A 14066-nucleotide genomic window follows, 5' to 3' on the forward strand; every position below is an offset into this window, starting at 1 on the left:
CTGTAAGAGAAAATGTCTGTCAATAGAACCAATATTTGGGAGCTCGCGGAAGCCTATCTCGCCGGCACCCTGCCACAGGACGAGTTCGTAGCGCTGAAGCTCAGGCTGAGTACTGATGCCGCATTCGCTACAGAATTCTACGAGGCTACCGACCTTATCCGCTCTGCTACCGATAGCGGCAAGCACAAGCGCTTCCGCGCCATGCTGCGCGATGTACACCAGCAGCAGACCGCCGTACAGAAAGAAAAAAAGGCAAAGCTGGTGCTCTTCTCTCCGCAAATGTGGCGCACGGCAGGTGTGGCCGCCAGTGTGGCCTTCCTGGCCTCTACCATTACCTTCTGGAGCCTGAAACCATCGCTGAACAAAACAGAATCGAAGTACAATACCATAAGCCGCGAGGTGACCGGCCTGAAAATAGAGCAGGCAAAGCAGAACGAGAAACAAAAGAAGCTGGAACAGGACCTGGTGGACAAGACCCGCAAGGTGACCCCGCCACCATCTGATATAAAGACCACCGGTACGGGCTTCGCGCTGAGCAACAATGGCTACTTTGTGACCGCCTACCATGTGATACATGACGAGAACGGCTATGGCGACTCGGTATACATACAGGCCCATGACGGCCAGTACTACAAAGCATCGCTGGTGACATTCGATGCCAATGCCGATGTGGCCATCATGAAGGTGGACAAGGCAGGCTTCCGCTTTGGAAAGGGAGAACTGCCATATACCTTCACACAGTCGAAATCGGTGCTGGGTACGCATATCTTCACCGTGGGCTATCCTACCGACGACATAGCATATAGCGAGGGTTACATAAGCAGCCGCAATGGCTATGAAGGCAACAAGATGCAGTATACACTGGAGCTGCCCGTAGGCCATGGCCAGAGCGGATCGCCGCTGGTAGATGGAAAGGGCAACGTACTGGGCCTGCTGACGGCCGTAGGGTCGCACTCGGAAGAGAAGACCTATGCAGTAAGCACCAAAGCCATTACCGCCCTGCTGCACAAGCTGCCCGATGAGAAGAACATAAAACTGCCCAAGCATGCACGCATAGCGCACATGGGCCGCGAACAGCAGATAGAGAAAATGGAAGAATATACCTTCTCTGTAAAGGTGTACAAGAAGTAAGACCGATATTCAACTAAAATAACAATGCCGGGCATGGGTAATGCCCGGCATTGTTATTAGGTCTGGTCATTTCAGTATACTTATACCATCTATTTCCTGAAAATGCTTATCTGTAGTATATAAAGGCATATTGTACTGCTGAGATATAGCTGCGATCCATATATCGTTCTCTGGTATCGGTCGGCCTTTCTTGACCAAGGTAGCCTTCACAGCGCCATATATCTCAGCGGTCGTTCTATCTGGCACTACCGACCTACAATTCAACATGAAAGAGCGTATCAAAGATATGTGCTTTGCAGGGTCGGCTGACCTGTATGCACCATAGAACAATTCTCCTTCTACTATAGTAGGGACATATATCTCGGCGATCGACTCTAAACGGTCTACCACATTATTATTCTTCTTAAAAGCATGAATGATAATACTGGTATCTAGAAGGCATCTATTTCCAATCATCGGGATGTATTTGTTCGCAACCTTCTTCTATATTTTTCATCATTTCTCTTGCCTCCACATCATTCAATGTTCCGGCAAGTTCGCTGAAACTTTTTTTGCCGGGCATGGGAAAGGCATTACGAGAAATGACCGTTTCTACCTCATCGAGAACAGCTTCATTATCGATCTTTAGTATCTCTTCTATCAGATGCAGTTTTTTGGTCTCGCTGATCATTGCATATAAGTTGATCTGTATCTATACAAAGATACTAATATTATACCTGCCATTGCGATCAGCTTATCTTGCCCCAGTGGGCCTGCTTGCGCTGCTGCGAGAGGGTATAACGCAGGGGCTGGTTCTGTGCCAGGGCCAGGGTGGGGTCGGCAGTGAGAAGGTGAAGGGCAGCAAGGCGTGTCTCTTCCAGTATGCCGCTGTCCTGCACTATATCGGCCAGTTTGAATTTGAGCAGGCCGCTTTGCTGCGTGCCATGCATATCGCCCGGGCCGCGCATGGCCAGGTCTTCCTCTGCTATCCTGAAGCCGTCGGTGGTGCTTTCCATTATCTTTAGCCGCTTCAGGCTTTCATCAGATACTTTACTGCCCGCCATCAGTATACAGTAGGACTGCTCGGCGCCACGGCCCACGCGCCCGCGTAACTGGTGCATCTGCGACAGCCCGAAACGCTCTGCGCTCTCTATAAGCATCACCGATGCATTGGGCACGTTCACACCTACCTCTATCACTGTGGTGGCCACCAGCACATGGGCCTCGCCCTTTACAAAGCGGTGCATATTCCGCTCGCGCTCACCGGCCTCCTGCCGGCCATGCACCATGGCTATGCGGTAGCGGTTCTCATCGAACCACACCTTTACCTGGCCATAGCCTTCCATAAGGCTCTCATAGTCCAGCTTCTCCGATTCCTCTATGAGGGGGTATACAATGTATGCCTGCCTGCCCTTATCCACCTCCCTGCGTATGAACTCCATCACCTTTGCCCGCTGCATATCGCGGGCCAGTATGGTCTTTATGGGTTGGCGGCCCGGTGGCAGCTCGTCTATCACCGATACCTCCAGGTCGCCATACATGGTGAGGGCCAGTGTACGCGGTATGGGCGTAGCGGTCATCACCAGTACATGCGGTGGCAGCTCGTTCTTCTGCCACAGGCGCGCCCGCTGCCCTACGCCAAAGCGGTGCTGCTCGTCTATCACTGCCAGGCCCAGGTTCCGGAAACGTACCTCATCTTCTATGAGCGCATGCGTACCTACTACTATGCGCAGGCTGCCATCGGCCAGTTGCTGCAGTATCTCTTTGCGGGGCTTGCCCTTCACGCTGCCTGTGAGCAGGCGCACCTCTATGCCCATCTCCTGCAGCAGCCCGGAAAGGCCGGAGAAATGCTGCTGCGCCAGTATCTCGGTAGGCGCCATTATACATGCCTGGAAACCATTGTCCAGCGCCAGCAGCATAGACATGAGGGCCACTATGGTCTTGCCGCTGCCCACATCGCCCTGCAGCAGGCGGTTCATCTGCTTGCCGCTACCCGTATCCTGGCGTATCTCGCGCAGCACGCGCTTTTGCGCATTGGTGAGCTCGAAGGGAAGATGTTCTTTGAAGAAGTTATTGAAATTATCGCCCACCTTATCGAAGCGCCAGCCGGCCTGTGCCGTATGCTGTAGCCGCAAACGACCTATGAGCATCTGCGACAGGAAGAGCTCTTCCCACTTCATGCGGTGACGGGCCACCTGTTCATGCTCCTCGGTATCGGGGAAGTGCAGCCACTTCAAAGCCTGGTAACGGCTGCAGAGCCTGTAGCGGTTCATTATTTCGGGTGGCAATATCTCTGTCACATCGCCGGGCTTTAGTTTCTCAAAGAGGGCCTGCGTGAGCTTTGCAAAAGAACGATTGGTGATGGAGCGGCTGCGCAGCTTCTCGGTAGTAGGGTACATGGGCTGCCTGCCGGGCGATGCCGTCTCAGCACTCAGCAGCTCTATCTCGGGATGCGCTATGTTGATGTTGCCATTGAATACGCTGATCTTGCCATATACCAGGTAGCGCTCGTTCTGCTTCAATGTCTTTTTCATCCATTGCGCACCCTGGAACCACAGTAGCTCTATACGGCCGGTATCATCGTACAATGTGGCTACAAGGCGTCTTTTGCGGCCCTCGCCCTCTTCTATTATGTTCACCAGTGTGCCCTGTAGCTGCACATACTCCGCGCGTGGGTCTATGAAACCTATGCGGGTTATCTGCGAACGGTCGGAGTAGCGGTAGGGGTAATGGTGCAGCAGGTCGGCAAAGGTGGCGATACCCAGCTCGGCCCGCAGCAGCTCGCCGCGTTGCGGGCCCACACCCTTGAGGAACTCTATGGGCGACTCTAATATGGATGCTACATTGCTGATGGCGCAAAAATACTATGGAAGGAAGAATGAACTATGGCGGAGTATGAAAAAAGCCCTGCATGTGGCAGGGCTTTTCCTTTATTTTTCGGCATATCCGTTATGGGAATTTCACGCCGGGATATTTGTTCACGTCCGTCATAGGTATGTTGGATTTGAAGAACGCATTGATAGCTTCTATGATCTTGTTGGCCACCAGTGCATTGCCGCGTGCATTCAGGTGAATGGCATCGAGCGAGAAAGCGCCGCCCGATACGAACTCGGTAGAGTAGTTGATACCATTGTAAGTGATACCGGTGGACAGTGTTTCGAAGAACTGCCTCATATCCACATAGGGAAGATTGCGGTCGCGGGCCTCTTTCTGTATGTAACCGTTGAAGCTGGTAACGGCATTGCGTATGTTCTGTAGCTCGTCGGTAGTGAGCACATACTCGCGGGGTATGGGTTTGGTACTGCCCCAGCCTGCGCAGGTGATAGAATCCTGTGGTACGGTAATGAGCAGCAGCTCACCGGGAACTGCCTGGCGTATGCCTCCTACATTATCCCTTATTATGTAGTAGTTGTCACCTGTGTCGAATATCTTGTTGTTCACATCGGGGTAGAGGGCCATAAGCGTATCGGCAAAACCCTTGCTGGTGATGTGCAGGCCATTCATGGGCCTGGTGGTAAAGTAAGGCAGCGCAGTGATGTCGGGTATGCTCAGCAGGGCACCGAAAGCGCCTGTGCTGGTAAGTGCGGTAAGCACACTATCATAGTTGGCCGCGAACACAGCATCGGGGGTGATGTCGTTAGAGTTGTAGATGTTCAGCGTTACAGGTACCGCAAGGCGCGATCCGTTGCCTTGGCCACCTGATACTGCATAGCCCAGTACATCGGTTATACCCAGCCACAGGGTGAAGAATGTGGGATGCACATTGTACACACGCGCATATATCTCATCGAGCGGGCGCTTGGTGGGGTCGTAGAAATACCTTCTTGCATAAGCATTGGGGCCTGCATAGCCCTGTACGGGTATATCGGCCACGCGCAGCTTGGGTACCGATACGTTGTTCACCTGGTTGTTGTTCACAGGGTTCACGAACCGCCAGCTACCGTTCGAATCGAGCGGCAGGGTGGTCTTTACCGGCGCCATAGATATCTTACCGTCGCAATGCGTAACGGTGCTCAGTACCAGCTTGGGCTCGGGATAACCGTTGTCGCCGGTCACCAGTGGCTGTATGAAGGGCCCTACTGCGCCTTTGCCGTCCTTTATGGTCTCGAACTGCTCGAACAGGCGCTGCGGATAGGAATTGAGCTGACCTGATACGGTAAGGCTGTTATCGCCATAACCTGCAGTGAAGGAGCAACCTACCGCAAGGTAATTGGTGAAGTTGGCATTGCCGGAAGTGGCCGGAGTAGTAACATTGGCATTCGGCCTGCACGCCGCGAACATGAATGCGACCGCTCCAATGGCATATATCTTTTTCATCTTTCGAGTTTTATTCAATTTTTTTAGAAGTTATAGTACAGACCTATAGCAGGTACCGCAGCAGTGCTCTTGTACACACCGCTGAAGCCACCGAAATCGTACGAGCCGTTACGCTTCACGCCGTTAGAGCCTTCGAAGGCGGCCATTATGGTAAGGCCGCGCACGGGCTTCACGGTAAGGCCGCAGGTAAGCACTACGCGGTCGGCATCGGGAAGGTCGGGAGATACGAACCCGTTGGTAACAGGGGTAGGATCGTATGCTGCACCGCCCATTATAGATACCACACTGCTGATACGGTAGCTGAGGCCCACCCTTGTGGTAAGCGTGTTGCGATAATGACGAGGTGCGCGCACATTATGTAAGGAAGTAGTGGTCTGTGCGAAGTCGAAACGCAGAGAATCGTATGAGTTCCAGCCGGTATAGTTCAGATCCAGCTGCAGGGTCAGGTGCTCCAGCGGGCGCCAGCCCACACCTGCCGATACCACGCCCGGCAGCGGCATACGCGCATCGAACTTTGTACTGGGGAAAGAATCTTTCAGGGAAGTTGGCACGGTGAATTTTGCCGAGCCGCCCTCTACATCCATATTCACCTGCGAGCGGTAGGTAAGGCCGAACTGCAGGTCGTCATGCACCTTCATCTGCGCACCTATATTGAAGCCAACGCCGGTGGCATTGCCATGCAGGTGTGCCTGGCCGTCGTCTATATCGGCGCCCAGGTTGCCATGTATAGGCATAGCCTGCCTGAAGTCCACAGAACCGGCGGCGAACACGAAGCCGGCACCTACCGACAGCCATTCTGAAGCGCGATAGCTGACCGTAGGCTGGAAGAACACCGTCTGCAGGTCTACCGACTGCACTATGTATTTACCCAGCCAGTTGTCGTCCCACTTCATACCGGCGCCAAAGGGAGTATATATACCCAGGCCCAGGCCGAAACGGCTATCTTCCGCTATACGGCCGCCGATGTAGAAATTGAACGGGGTGAATGTCTGCGATGCTGTGCGCTCGTTAGAAGAAGTAACACCCGAATTCTCGCGGTTGCCATATGCGGTGCTGGGCATAATGAATGCCATGCTGCCATACATCTGTATACCTTTGAGCCGGGCCACACCGCCGGGATTGTAGAATATGGTAGAGGCATCCCATGGCCAGGCAGTACCTGTGCCGCCCATTGCCATCTGTCGTACCCCCTGCAGATTGAGTTGGTAACCGCCACCAAAAGACGTTGCTGCGGACAGCAACAATGATGCGGTGATCAATTGTTTCTTCATGTTCGTTTTGTTAAGAAAATAATGAACAGCGTTCGTTTTGACAAATCGGGTATTAAGGTATAGTGAAATAACTATAAAAACAAATACCAGTCGTAATTTCCTGCAAATATAGTCGTTGCGTGGAGTATTTCACAGCTATACGGCAATGCCTATGGTAGCAATACTGATGCGAACACCCGCTGCGGCCAGCAGCGCCTGCGCACATGCCTCTATGGTGGCGCCGGTGGTCAGTACATCGTCTATTATCAGTATATGTTTGCCGCTGATAGCGGCAGCGTCAGACAAGGAAAAAGCGCCTGCCATGTTCTCGGCCCGTTCCTGGCGGGTCTTGCTGGTCTGGCTTTCGGTATAGCGCACACGGTGCAATAGCGTATCAGACACAGGTATGCCCAGGTCGCTGCCCAGGTCCTGTGCTATCACCATACTCTGGTTATAGCCACGGTCGGCCTGCCGGGAAGCATGCAGGGGCACGGGAATAATGAGATCGATATCGCCACCCCGGCCTGCAGCGTGCAGGCTGGCAGCAAAGCGGCGTCCCAGGAAGGTGCCGATATCGGGCCGGTTGCGGTATTTAAGGCCGTACAGCAGGTGCTGCAGCAGGCCATCGGTAGTGAACCAGGCATAAGATGTGGCCCACACAAATGGTATGCGGCCCGAAAAGCGTACCTCGGTCTCATTGCCGGGCATGGCGTGGTAGCCGGTCTCGGGCAGTTGGTCTGCGCAGCCTATGCACATCACCTGCTCACCGGCCACCAGGGGCTTGCGGCACCCATCGCACAGTGTGGGGTAGAACAGGTGGGTGAACCCCTGCCGTAGCTCGTATAACGATAACATACTCATTTACAGACACGAACATTACCTGTACAGGCGGAAATAGTATTTTATCTTGTTCTCTTCCAGTATCATTTCCCCATCCTGGCAGCGCAGCACCTTCAGGGTGCGGGTACTTTTGCCCGAGCAGTTGAGCGACTGGCCGCCACCCAGCTCGGTGATGTACCACGATGGTTTGCTGTCGGGGTCGCTGCCGCTGTACAGGAAACCCTGCTTGCCATCGGTAGATGGGCCGGTGATGTAGGCCGACCGTATGTTCTCTGCAGGATCTATAGTGCCGGGCCCCTCCGTTTCGCGCTTGTATACCGACCACCTGCCTATCATTACATCTATATGGTTCACGGGTCGGGCAGAGTCCTGTTTCCTGAGCACTATGTTCTTCAGCGTATCGGACAGGTCGGGCACAAGGTGAAAGATGCCGCTGGCATTTATGAGCACCAGCCTGTCGGTAGTACGGGCCAGCACCTTGTAGCGTACGGTGCCCATATCCAGCAGGCTGTCTTCCGAAAGCTTGTATACCCCCTCGTACACGAAACCCTTGCGGTTGCGGTAAGAGAAGGAATCCCTGGGCATGAAGTGGATAAAGAGGGTATCGGTGAAGGTCTGCCGCGTGCTATCGGGCAGCATGCGCACGGTCTCGCGCCAGCGGCCGGGTATTATCAGCTTCTGCTTTTTCTTGTCCTTATTATCTATACAGAAAGCCACTGCCGGTACCAGCAGCAATATACCCACCAACAATGTTACAAGCCTGCGCATCATGACAAATGTATATAAACGCGGGAAATGGCGTATGTAGTATGTGTTAAAGTGGATGTATGATCCTGTATCGAACCCTTTTTCGGATTATATTTGTAATATGGACGCCCTCATAAAGATCTCATCCTCCGAATTCAATGAAGAGGTGTTTAAAAAGATAAAAGAGCTGATCGGTAGTTTTGGGAATTCAGAAGTAACGATCGCCGTCAGATCCAGTAGTACTACGCTACGCAAGGAAACCAAAGAACAATATTGGGATAGGCTGAAAACAGCTGCTGCCGACCTTGAGAACGGGAAAGGCACTGTATTCACTATGGATGAACTGGAAGCATTCATGCGTGGCAAATGAGAAAGGTCGTATTCTCCTCCTCTGCACTAAATGACCTAAGGTCATACCGTTCCGGAAACCAGAAACTTGTCTTTAAAATTCTGGAACTCATTACCGAGATACAAAAAGAGCCCTTTAAAGGCACCGGCAAACCGGAGCCACTGAAAGCCAACTTACAACGATATTGGTCGAGAAGAATAAATGATGAACACAGGCTTGTATATAAGGTATCTGATGACCTTATTGAAATAATATCCTGTTACGGCCATTACGACCAATAGGCCATTTCTCTTACTCCTTCACACTTTTCCCTGCCGCCTGCTCCAGTACGGCCAGTTGTATGCGTATGCTCTCGTGGTGTATCTTCTCATACAGCTCGGTGATGAACTCCTGCGTGAGGCCCTGTGTGAGGCCTCGGGCACCACGGGTCTCTACTATCTCGCGCCAGCGGGCAGGCTGGTAGGCGGTCATATTGCATAGCTGCTTCACGGCGCCTACCTGGGCACTTAGCTCCATACGGCGGGCTATGAGGTCCACTATCTCGGCATCAAGGCTGTCCATAAGCTGGCGCAGGTATTCCAGTTGTTCCTGTCCGCTCATGTCATGCGTATGCTCGTCGCGCACTATGAGGCCGGCAAGTATGGTAGCCAGTTGCGCAGGTGTTATCTGCTGGGCGGCATCGCTCAGGGCGGCATCGGGTGTGGGGTGTGTCTCTATCATCAGCCCGTCGAAGTGCATATCCAGCGCCTTCTGCGACACCTCGGCTATGCGGGCCCTGTCGCCGGTTATGTGGCTGGGATCGCAAAATACGGGCAGTGCCGGCCTGCGGCGCTTCAGCTCTATGGGCACAGGCCAGTTGGGCTGGTTGCGGTAGCCATTGGCGGCCGTATAGCCCGAAAAGCCACGGTGTATGGCCGCTATATCTTTTATGCCTACTTTCTCCAGCCGCTCTATAGCGCCCTCCCACAGGGCCACATCGGGGTTCACGGGGTTCTTCACCATCACAGGTATATCCACCCCGCGCAGGGCATCGGCTATGTGCTGCACCTGGAAGGGGTTGACGGTAGTGCGGGCGCCTATCCACAGCACATCTATGCCATACTTCAGGGCCAGTTCCACATGGGCGGGGTCGGCCACCTCAGTGGTGATGGGTATGTTGTAGCGTTGTTTTGCCTCTTGCAGCCATTGCAGCGCTGCCTCGCCATGCCCTTCAAAAGAGCCCGGCCTGGTGCGCGGCTTCCATACGCCGGCGCGCAGCAGTTGTACATTCATGCCCGAAAGGGCGGCAGCTACGGTCAGCACCTGTTCCCTGTTCTCTGCACCACATGGCCCGGCTATGATATAGGGCCTTGCCGATCTGAAAAATGACATGATGCAAAGGTAGGTAATGTGCAAATGTGGGAATGTGCCAATTCGACAATGTGGGGGAATGCGGCAATGAGTGTATGTGGATCTCTGTATATTTTACTGGTACGTCATACTTAGCATTGCCCATTATCAAATTGGCACATTGACGCATTGTCGAATTGTCATATTCCCGAATAAATCATTAAATTTAGGACATGATACAACGCCTCTTCGATATAGTACAGCAACGTGCGCAGCAGACCCCCGATGCCACCATGCTGGCCGCCAAAGAGAACGGCCAGTGGCGTACCTACCCCTGCAAAGAGGTATGGGAGACCGCACAAAGAATGGCCGGTGGCCTGCTGAGCAAGGGTATAGCGAACAGTGTGCTGGAACCCGATGCGCAGGAAAAGATTGCCATCATATCGCCCAACAGGCCGGAGTGGATGATAACGGACGTAGCAGTGCAGCTGACAGGTGCAGTGCTCACACCGGTATATCCCACCATCAGCCCTACCGACCTAGTGTATGTGCTCACCGAGGCCGAAGTAAGAATAGTCTTTGTGGCCAATGCCGATATATATGCCCACTTCAAAGAGGCCCTGTCGCAGGTACCATCACTGCAGAAGGTGTACTCCTTCGATGTGCTGGACGGTGTGACCCACTGGACCGAACTGCTGAAAAGCGATACCCGCCCCGACGAGGCTCTGCTGGCGCGCATAAAGCCAGAGACACTGGCCACCATCATATACACATCGGGCACTACGGGCAACCCCAAGGGTGTGATGCTGACCCACAACAATATAGCCAGTAATGTACGCGATTCTATACCGGCATTCACCTTTGCGCATGCCAATGCAAAGGCCCTGAGCTTTCTGCCGCTGAACCATATATTCGAGCGGATGGTGACGTATGTGTACATACATTCCGGCGTATCTATCTACTATGCCGAAAGTATGGATACCATAGGGCTGAACCTGAAAGAGGTAAAGCCACTGGTGTTCACCACCGTGCCACGCCTGCTGGAGAAGGTGTATGAGCGCATCATGAACACGGCCATGGAGCTGAAAGGCATAAAACGCGCCCTGTTCTTCTGGGCGCTGGGGCTAGGCAAGCAGTACGATAATGCCAGGCCCGGCAGCCCATGGTACCGCCTGCAGCTATGGCTGGCCAACAAGATCATCTTCAGCAAATGGCGCGAGGCGCTGGGAGGAAATGTGAAGGCCATAGTAACAGGCTCTGCGGCCTGCCAGGAAAGGCTGGCGCGCATATTCACATCGGCCAACATAATAATAATGGAGGGCTATGGCCTTACCGAAACATCGCCGGTGATATCGGTGAACCGCTTCGAGAGCGAGAACAGGCGCATAGGCAGCATAGGCACTCTTATAGATAATGTAGAAGTAAAAATAGCCGAGGATGGTGAGATAATGGTAAAAGGCCCGAACGTGACCATAGGCTATTATAAACACCCCGAGCTGACAGCGGCCGCCATGAAAGATGGCTGGTTCCTGACGGGCGACATAGGCCAGTGGATAGAAGGCCGTTTCCTGAAGATAACCGATCGCAAGAAGGAGATCTTCAAAACATCGGGCGGGAAGTATGTGGCGCCGCAGGCCATAGAGAACCGCATGAAGGAGAGCATATACATAGAACAGATGATGGTGACGGGAGCTAATATGAAATTCGTAGCAGCGCTGATAGTACCATCGTATATGCAGGTGCGCAAATACCTGCGCGACCATCACCCATCGCTGGCCATACCCGAGAACAATAAGGAGCTGATAAAACTGCCCGAGGTAATGGCCATCATACAGAAGCAGGTAGATAAGTACAACGAATTTTTCAGTCACCCCGAACAGGTGAAGAAATTTGCGCTGCTGGCCGATGAGTGGACCATAGACAGCGGCGAGCTAACGCCATCGCTGAAGGTGAAGCGCAAAGCTATAGAGCAACGCTATGCACGGCAGATAGAGGAACTGTATACGGGGTAATGGCCTGTGTATATATACATTGCAAAGGGTCGCCCGGGTAAGAGGCGACCCTTTGCTTTTTTACTGGTAACAGAAATAGGCCGCCTGTATACAGGCAGCCTATTTACATATATGGCATATGCCTCATGGGCATACGACCAATGAATACTATATCAAAACAAAGACGGGAGAACGCCTGCCCTGTGGCTTATGCCTCAGAAGCACCCATTTCCATCTGCCTGCGGTATATCGCTTTCAGTATCTGTGTGCGACGTACTATGGAAGGCTTTGTGAATGACTGACGTTCGCGAAGCTGGTTGAGCGTACGAGATTTCTCGTATTTCTTTTTGTACTTCTTAAGCGCTTTGTCTATGTTCTCGCAATCTTTTGAATCTATTATAAGCATAACTAATACCCCCTTTTAGCTTTGGGAGCGCAAATATAGCCGATCATTCTCACATCAGCAAATCTTTTATCACTGCTTTTTTCTGCCGGGTATAGGTTACCGCTCCATTATCAATTCCCTCTGCCCGTCCGGCCTGTATATGCTTAATTGGATATTAGAAAGGATCATAGTAATTTAGCACAGGATATCCATGCCCCCGGCCCACCAAGGCCGGGCGAAGGGTCTATTTAGCATTACTGTATATAAAATGTGGTCTTGTATATACTTTGGCCTTGTATCGAAGTAATTATCAAGATGTATAAATACTATTATTATGAGTTCTATTTTTTCGCGCTTCCAGGTAATGTTCGCTCTTGTACTGTGCTGCGGCCTGCCAATGCTGGCCACAGGGCAGACCATGTCTACCTTTGCAGGTACAGGCAAGGGCACCGATTATGGCGATGGCGGCTATGCCCTTTATGCAAAATTCGATGATATAGTATATATGCTGGCCGATGCCAATAGCAACGTATATGTGTCCAGCGGCCATAAAGTACGCAAGATAGATGCTTCGGGTATCGTGAACACCATAGCAGGCTTTGGCGTATCGGGCGGAAAGTCGGGCGATGGCGGTCCTGCCACTGCGGCCAAGCTGAACGCTCCCGGCGGTCTGGCACTGGATAAGGATGGCAACCTGTACATATCCGACTCCCGCAACAACTGCGTGCGCAAGGTAGACCGCGAGGGCATCATCACTACTGTGGCCGGCAATGGCATTGCCGGTTTTACAGACGATACACTGGCCATACATGCGAAAATGACCACCCCCACTGCGCTGGCATTAGACTCTGTAGGCAACCTGTATATAGCAGAATCGGGCGATGGTAATATAAGGATACGCAAGGTAGACCAGGCCACAGGCCGCATCAGCACCTATGCCGGTACCAAGTCTACAAAATATCCGCAGGTGAATATGGCCGATGGCCTGCCCGCCATCGAAACGCGTATCATGTCGGTAGCGTCTATGCTGTTCATGCCCAATGGCGACCTGCTGTATATAGATGCCATATTCGGCGTGCTGCGCAAAATAACACCCGATGGTAAGGCATACACCGTATGCGGTACCTGGAAGTCTACCACGGTAGGAGATGGCGGCCCGGCAGCAGTAGCATCGCTCAACAACCCTGTGGGCCTTTGCAAGAACGCGAAGAACGACCTTTTCATAGCCGAGGGTGGCGGACGCCGTGTGCGCAAGATAAATGCCGATGATGGTGTCATCAACACTGTTGCCGGCGGCGGCACACAGGCCTCGGGCGATGCGCTGGATGTAGCGCTGTACCCGCTTACGGCCCTGGCCATAGACCCATATGGCAACATGTTCCTGGCACAGAGCACAAAGACCATACTGTACTATTCTGCCAATACACCTAAAGATGATGAGGCGATGATAATATACCCCAACCCATGTGTTGCGACAGCATATGCCACATTACCATCGGGTGTACAGGAAATAGCCAAGGTATATGTACTGGATGCCAGCGGCCGCGTGGTGAGCATGTCTGAAGGGCCTACGAACATGGCCATAGGCATACACTTCGAAAAGGCGGGCACATATGTGCTGCAGGGGATTTCCAAGAATGGCAAATGGTCGGGCAAGGTATCGGTGGTAAAACCACAATAGTTCCGCACCTCTATAAAGTGGAGATACCGTGTTCGGTATAATTAGATAATGTGCTGAAAAGGTCACC

14 protein-coding genes are annotated in these 14066 nt (G+C 52.7%); 5 read left to right on the plus strand and 9 right to left on the minus strand.

The window, feature by feature from the left end:
• Positions 1-12: 12 nt before the first annotated feature.
• Complete coding sequence (locus ABD843_RS05330) at positions 13-1131, plus strand: trypsin-like peptidase domain-containing protein (protein WP_345079634.1); 1119 nt, start codon at positions 13-15, stop codon at positions 1129-1131.
• A 66-nt stretch (positions 1132-1197) separates the two neighbouring features.
• On the opposite strand, the gene ABD843_RS16375 is transcribed toward ABD843_RS05330, so the two are convergent.
• From ABD843_RS16375 to ABD843_RS05360, 7 genes are all read right to left on the minus strand, one after another.
• Positions 1198-1587 carry a type II toxin-antitoxin system VapC family toxin gene (locus ABD843_RS16375; RefSeq protein ID WP_425575671.1) on the minus strand — a complete coding sequence of 130 codons (390 nt, stop codon included), beginning with the start codon at positions 1585-1587 and terminating at the stop codon, positions 1198-1200.
• A complete protein-coding gene (locus tag ABD843_RS05335) occupies positions 1574-1801 on the minus strand; it encodes a hypothetical protein (protein ID WP_345079637.1) in 228 nt (75 codons plus the stop codon). The genes ABD843_RS16375 and ABD843_RS05335 overlap by 14 nt, the downstream gene beginning before the upstream one ends.
• A gap of 58 nt (positions 1802-1859) precedes the next feature.
• Complete coding sequence (gene recG / locus ABD843_RS05340) at positions 1860-3962, minus strand: ATP-dependent DNA helicase RecG (RefSeq protein ID WP_345080346.1); 2103 nt, start codon at positions 3960-3962, stop codon at positions 1860-1862.
• A 97-nt stretch (positions 3963-4059) separates the two neighbouring features.
• Positions 4060-5427 carry an SGNH/GDSL hydrolase family protein gene (locus tag ABD843_RS05345; protein ID WP_345079640.1) on the minus strand — a complete coding sequence of 456 codons (1368 nt, stop codon included), beginning with the start codon at positions 5425-5427 and terminating at the stop codon, positions 4060-4062.
• 23 nt (positions 5428-5450) lie between these two features.
• Positions 5451-6698, minus strand: a complete 1248-nt coding sequence (locus ABD843_RS05350) for an OmpP1/FadL family transporter (RefSeq protein WP_345079643.1) — start codon at positions 6696-6698, stop codon at positions 5451-5453.
• Positions 6699-6833: 135 nt separating this feature from the next.
• Positions 6834-7532 (minus strand): ComF family protein, encoded by a 699-nt coding sequence (locus ABD843_RS05355; RefSeq protein ID WP_345079646.1) that lies wholly within the window; start codon positions 7530-7532, stop codon positions 6834-6836.
• Positions 7533-7553: 21 nt separating this feature from the next.
• Positions 7554-8288 carry a hypothetical protein gene (locus tag ABD843_RS05360; RefSeq protein WP_345079649.1) on the minus strand — a complete coding sequence of 245 codons (735 nt, stop codon included), beginning with the start codon at positions 8286-8288 and terminating at the stop codon, positions 7554-7556.
• A 97-nt stretch (positions 8289-8385) separates the two neighbouring features.
• Here ABD843_RS05360 and ABD843_RS05365 point away from each other — a divergent pair, with 97 nt between their 5' ends.
• Positions 8386-8634 (plus strand): hypothetical protein, encoded by a 249-nt coding sequence (locus ABD843_RS05365; RefSeq protein WP_345079652.1) that lies wholly within the window; start codon positions 8386-8388, stop codon positions 8632-8634.
• Positions 8631-8894, plus strand: a complete 264-nt coding sequence (locus ABD843_RS05370; protein WP_345079655.1) for a Txe/YoeB family addiction module toxin — start codon at positions 8631-8633, stop codon at positions 8892-8894. The genes ABD843_RS05365 and ABD843_RS05370 overlap by 4 nt, the downstream gene beginning before the upstream one ends.
• Before the next feature lie 10 nt (positions 8895-8904).
• Here ABD843_RS05370 and ABD843_RS05375 read toward each other — a convergent pair whose 3' ends face one another.
• Positions 8905-9984 carry a chorismate mutase gene (locus ABD843_RS05375; protein ID WP_345079658.1) on the minus strand — a complete coding sequence of 360 codons (1080 nt, stop codon included), beginning with the start codon at positions 9982-9984 and terminating at the stop codon, positions 8905-8907.
• Between the two features lie 191 nt (positions 9985-10175).
• Between ABD843_RS05375 and ABD843_RS05380 the strand changes: the two genes are divergently transcribed.
• Positions 10176-11954: an AMP-dependent synthetase/ligase gene (locus tag ABD843_RS05380; RefSeq protein WP_345079661.1), complete on the plus strand. Its 1779-nt coding sequence runs from the start codon at positions 10176-10178 to the stop codon at positions 11952-11954.
• 187 nt (positions 11955-12141) lie between these two features.
• Here the strand turns inward: ABD843_RS05380 and rpsU are convergent, their stop codons facing one another.
• Positions 12142-12339 (minus strand): 30S ribosomal protein S21, encoded by a 198-nt coding sequence (gene rpsU / locus ABD843_RS05385; protein WP_345079664.1) that lies wholly within the window; start codon positions 12337-12339, stop codon positions 12142-12144.
• 313 nt (positions 12340-12652) lie between these two features.
• On the opposite strand from rpsU, the gene ABD843_RS05390 reads away from it, so the two are divergent.
• Complete coding sequence (locus ABD843_RS05390; RefSeq protein WP_345079667.1) at positions 12653-13999, plus strand: NHL domain-containing protein; 1347 nt, start codon at positions 12653-12655, stop codon at positions 13997-13999.
• Positions 14000-14066 lie beyond the last annotated feature (67 nt).

It is taken from the genome of Nemorincola caseinilytica, from assembly GCF_039540515.1.
In the GTDB taxonomy this organism is placed as follows: domain Bacteria; phylum Bacteroidota; class Bacteroidia; order Chitinophagales; family Chitinophagaceae; genus Nemorincola; species Nemorincola caseinilytica.

Coding starts and splice junctions, on each gene's coding strand:
- ABD843_RS05345 (WP_345079640.1), bottom strand. CDS start 5,427: ATGAAAAAGATATATGCCATTGGAGCGGTCGCATTCATGTTCGCGGCG.
- ABD843_RS05370 (WP_345079655.1), top strand. CDS start 8,631: ATGAGAAAGGTCGTATTCTCCTCCTCTGCACTAAATGACCTAAGGTCA.
- ABD843_RS05375 (WP_345079658.1), bottom strand. CDS start 9,984: ATGTCATTTTTCAGATCGGCAAGGCCCTATATCATAGCCGGGCCATGT.
- ABD843_RS16375 (WP_425575671.1), bottom strand. CDS start 1,587: ATGATTGGAAATAGATGCCTTCTAGATACCAGTATTATCATTCATGCT.
- ABD843_RS05335 (WP_345079637.1), bottom strand. CDS start 1,801: ATGATCAGCGAGACCAAAAAACTGCATCTGATAGAAGAGATACTAAAG.
- ABD843_RS05380 (WP_345079661.1), top strand. CDS start 10,176: ATGATACAACGCCTCTTCGATATAGTACAGCAACGTGCGCAGCAGACC.
- ABD843_RS05360 (WP_345079649.1), bottom strand. CDS start 8,288: ATGATGCGCAGGCTTGTAACATTGTTGGTGGGTATATTGCTGCTGGTA.
- ABD843_RS05330 (WP_345079634.1), top strand. CDS start 13: ATGTCTGTCAATAGAACCAATATTTGGGAGCTCGCGGAAGCCTATCTC.
- ABD843_RS05350 (WP_345079643.1), bottom strand. CDS start 6,698: ATGAAGAAACAATTGATCACCGCATCATTGTTGCTGTCCGCAGCAACG.
- ABD843_RS05365 (WP_345079652.1), top strand. CDS start 8,386: ATGGACGCCCTCATAAAGATCTCATCCTCCGAATTCAATGAAGAGGTG.
- ABD843_RS05390 (WP_345079667.1), top strand. CDS start 12,653: ATGAGTTCTATTTTTTCGCGCTTCCAGGTAATGTTCGCTCTTGTACTG.
- ABD843_RS05355 (WP_345079646.1), bottom strand. CDS start 7,532: ATGTTATCGTTATACGAGCTACGGCAGGGGTTCACCCACCTGTTCTAC.
- rpsU (WP_345079664.1), bottom strand. CDS start 12,339: ATGCTTATAATAGATTCAAAAGATTGCGAGAACATAGACAAAGCGCTT.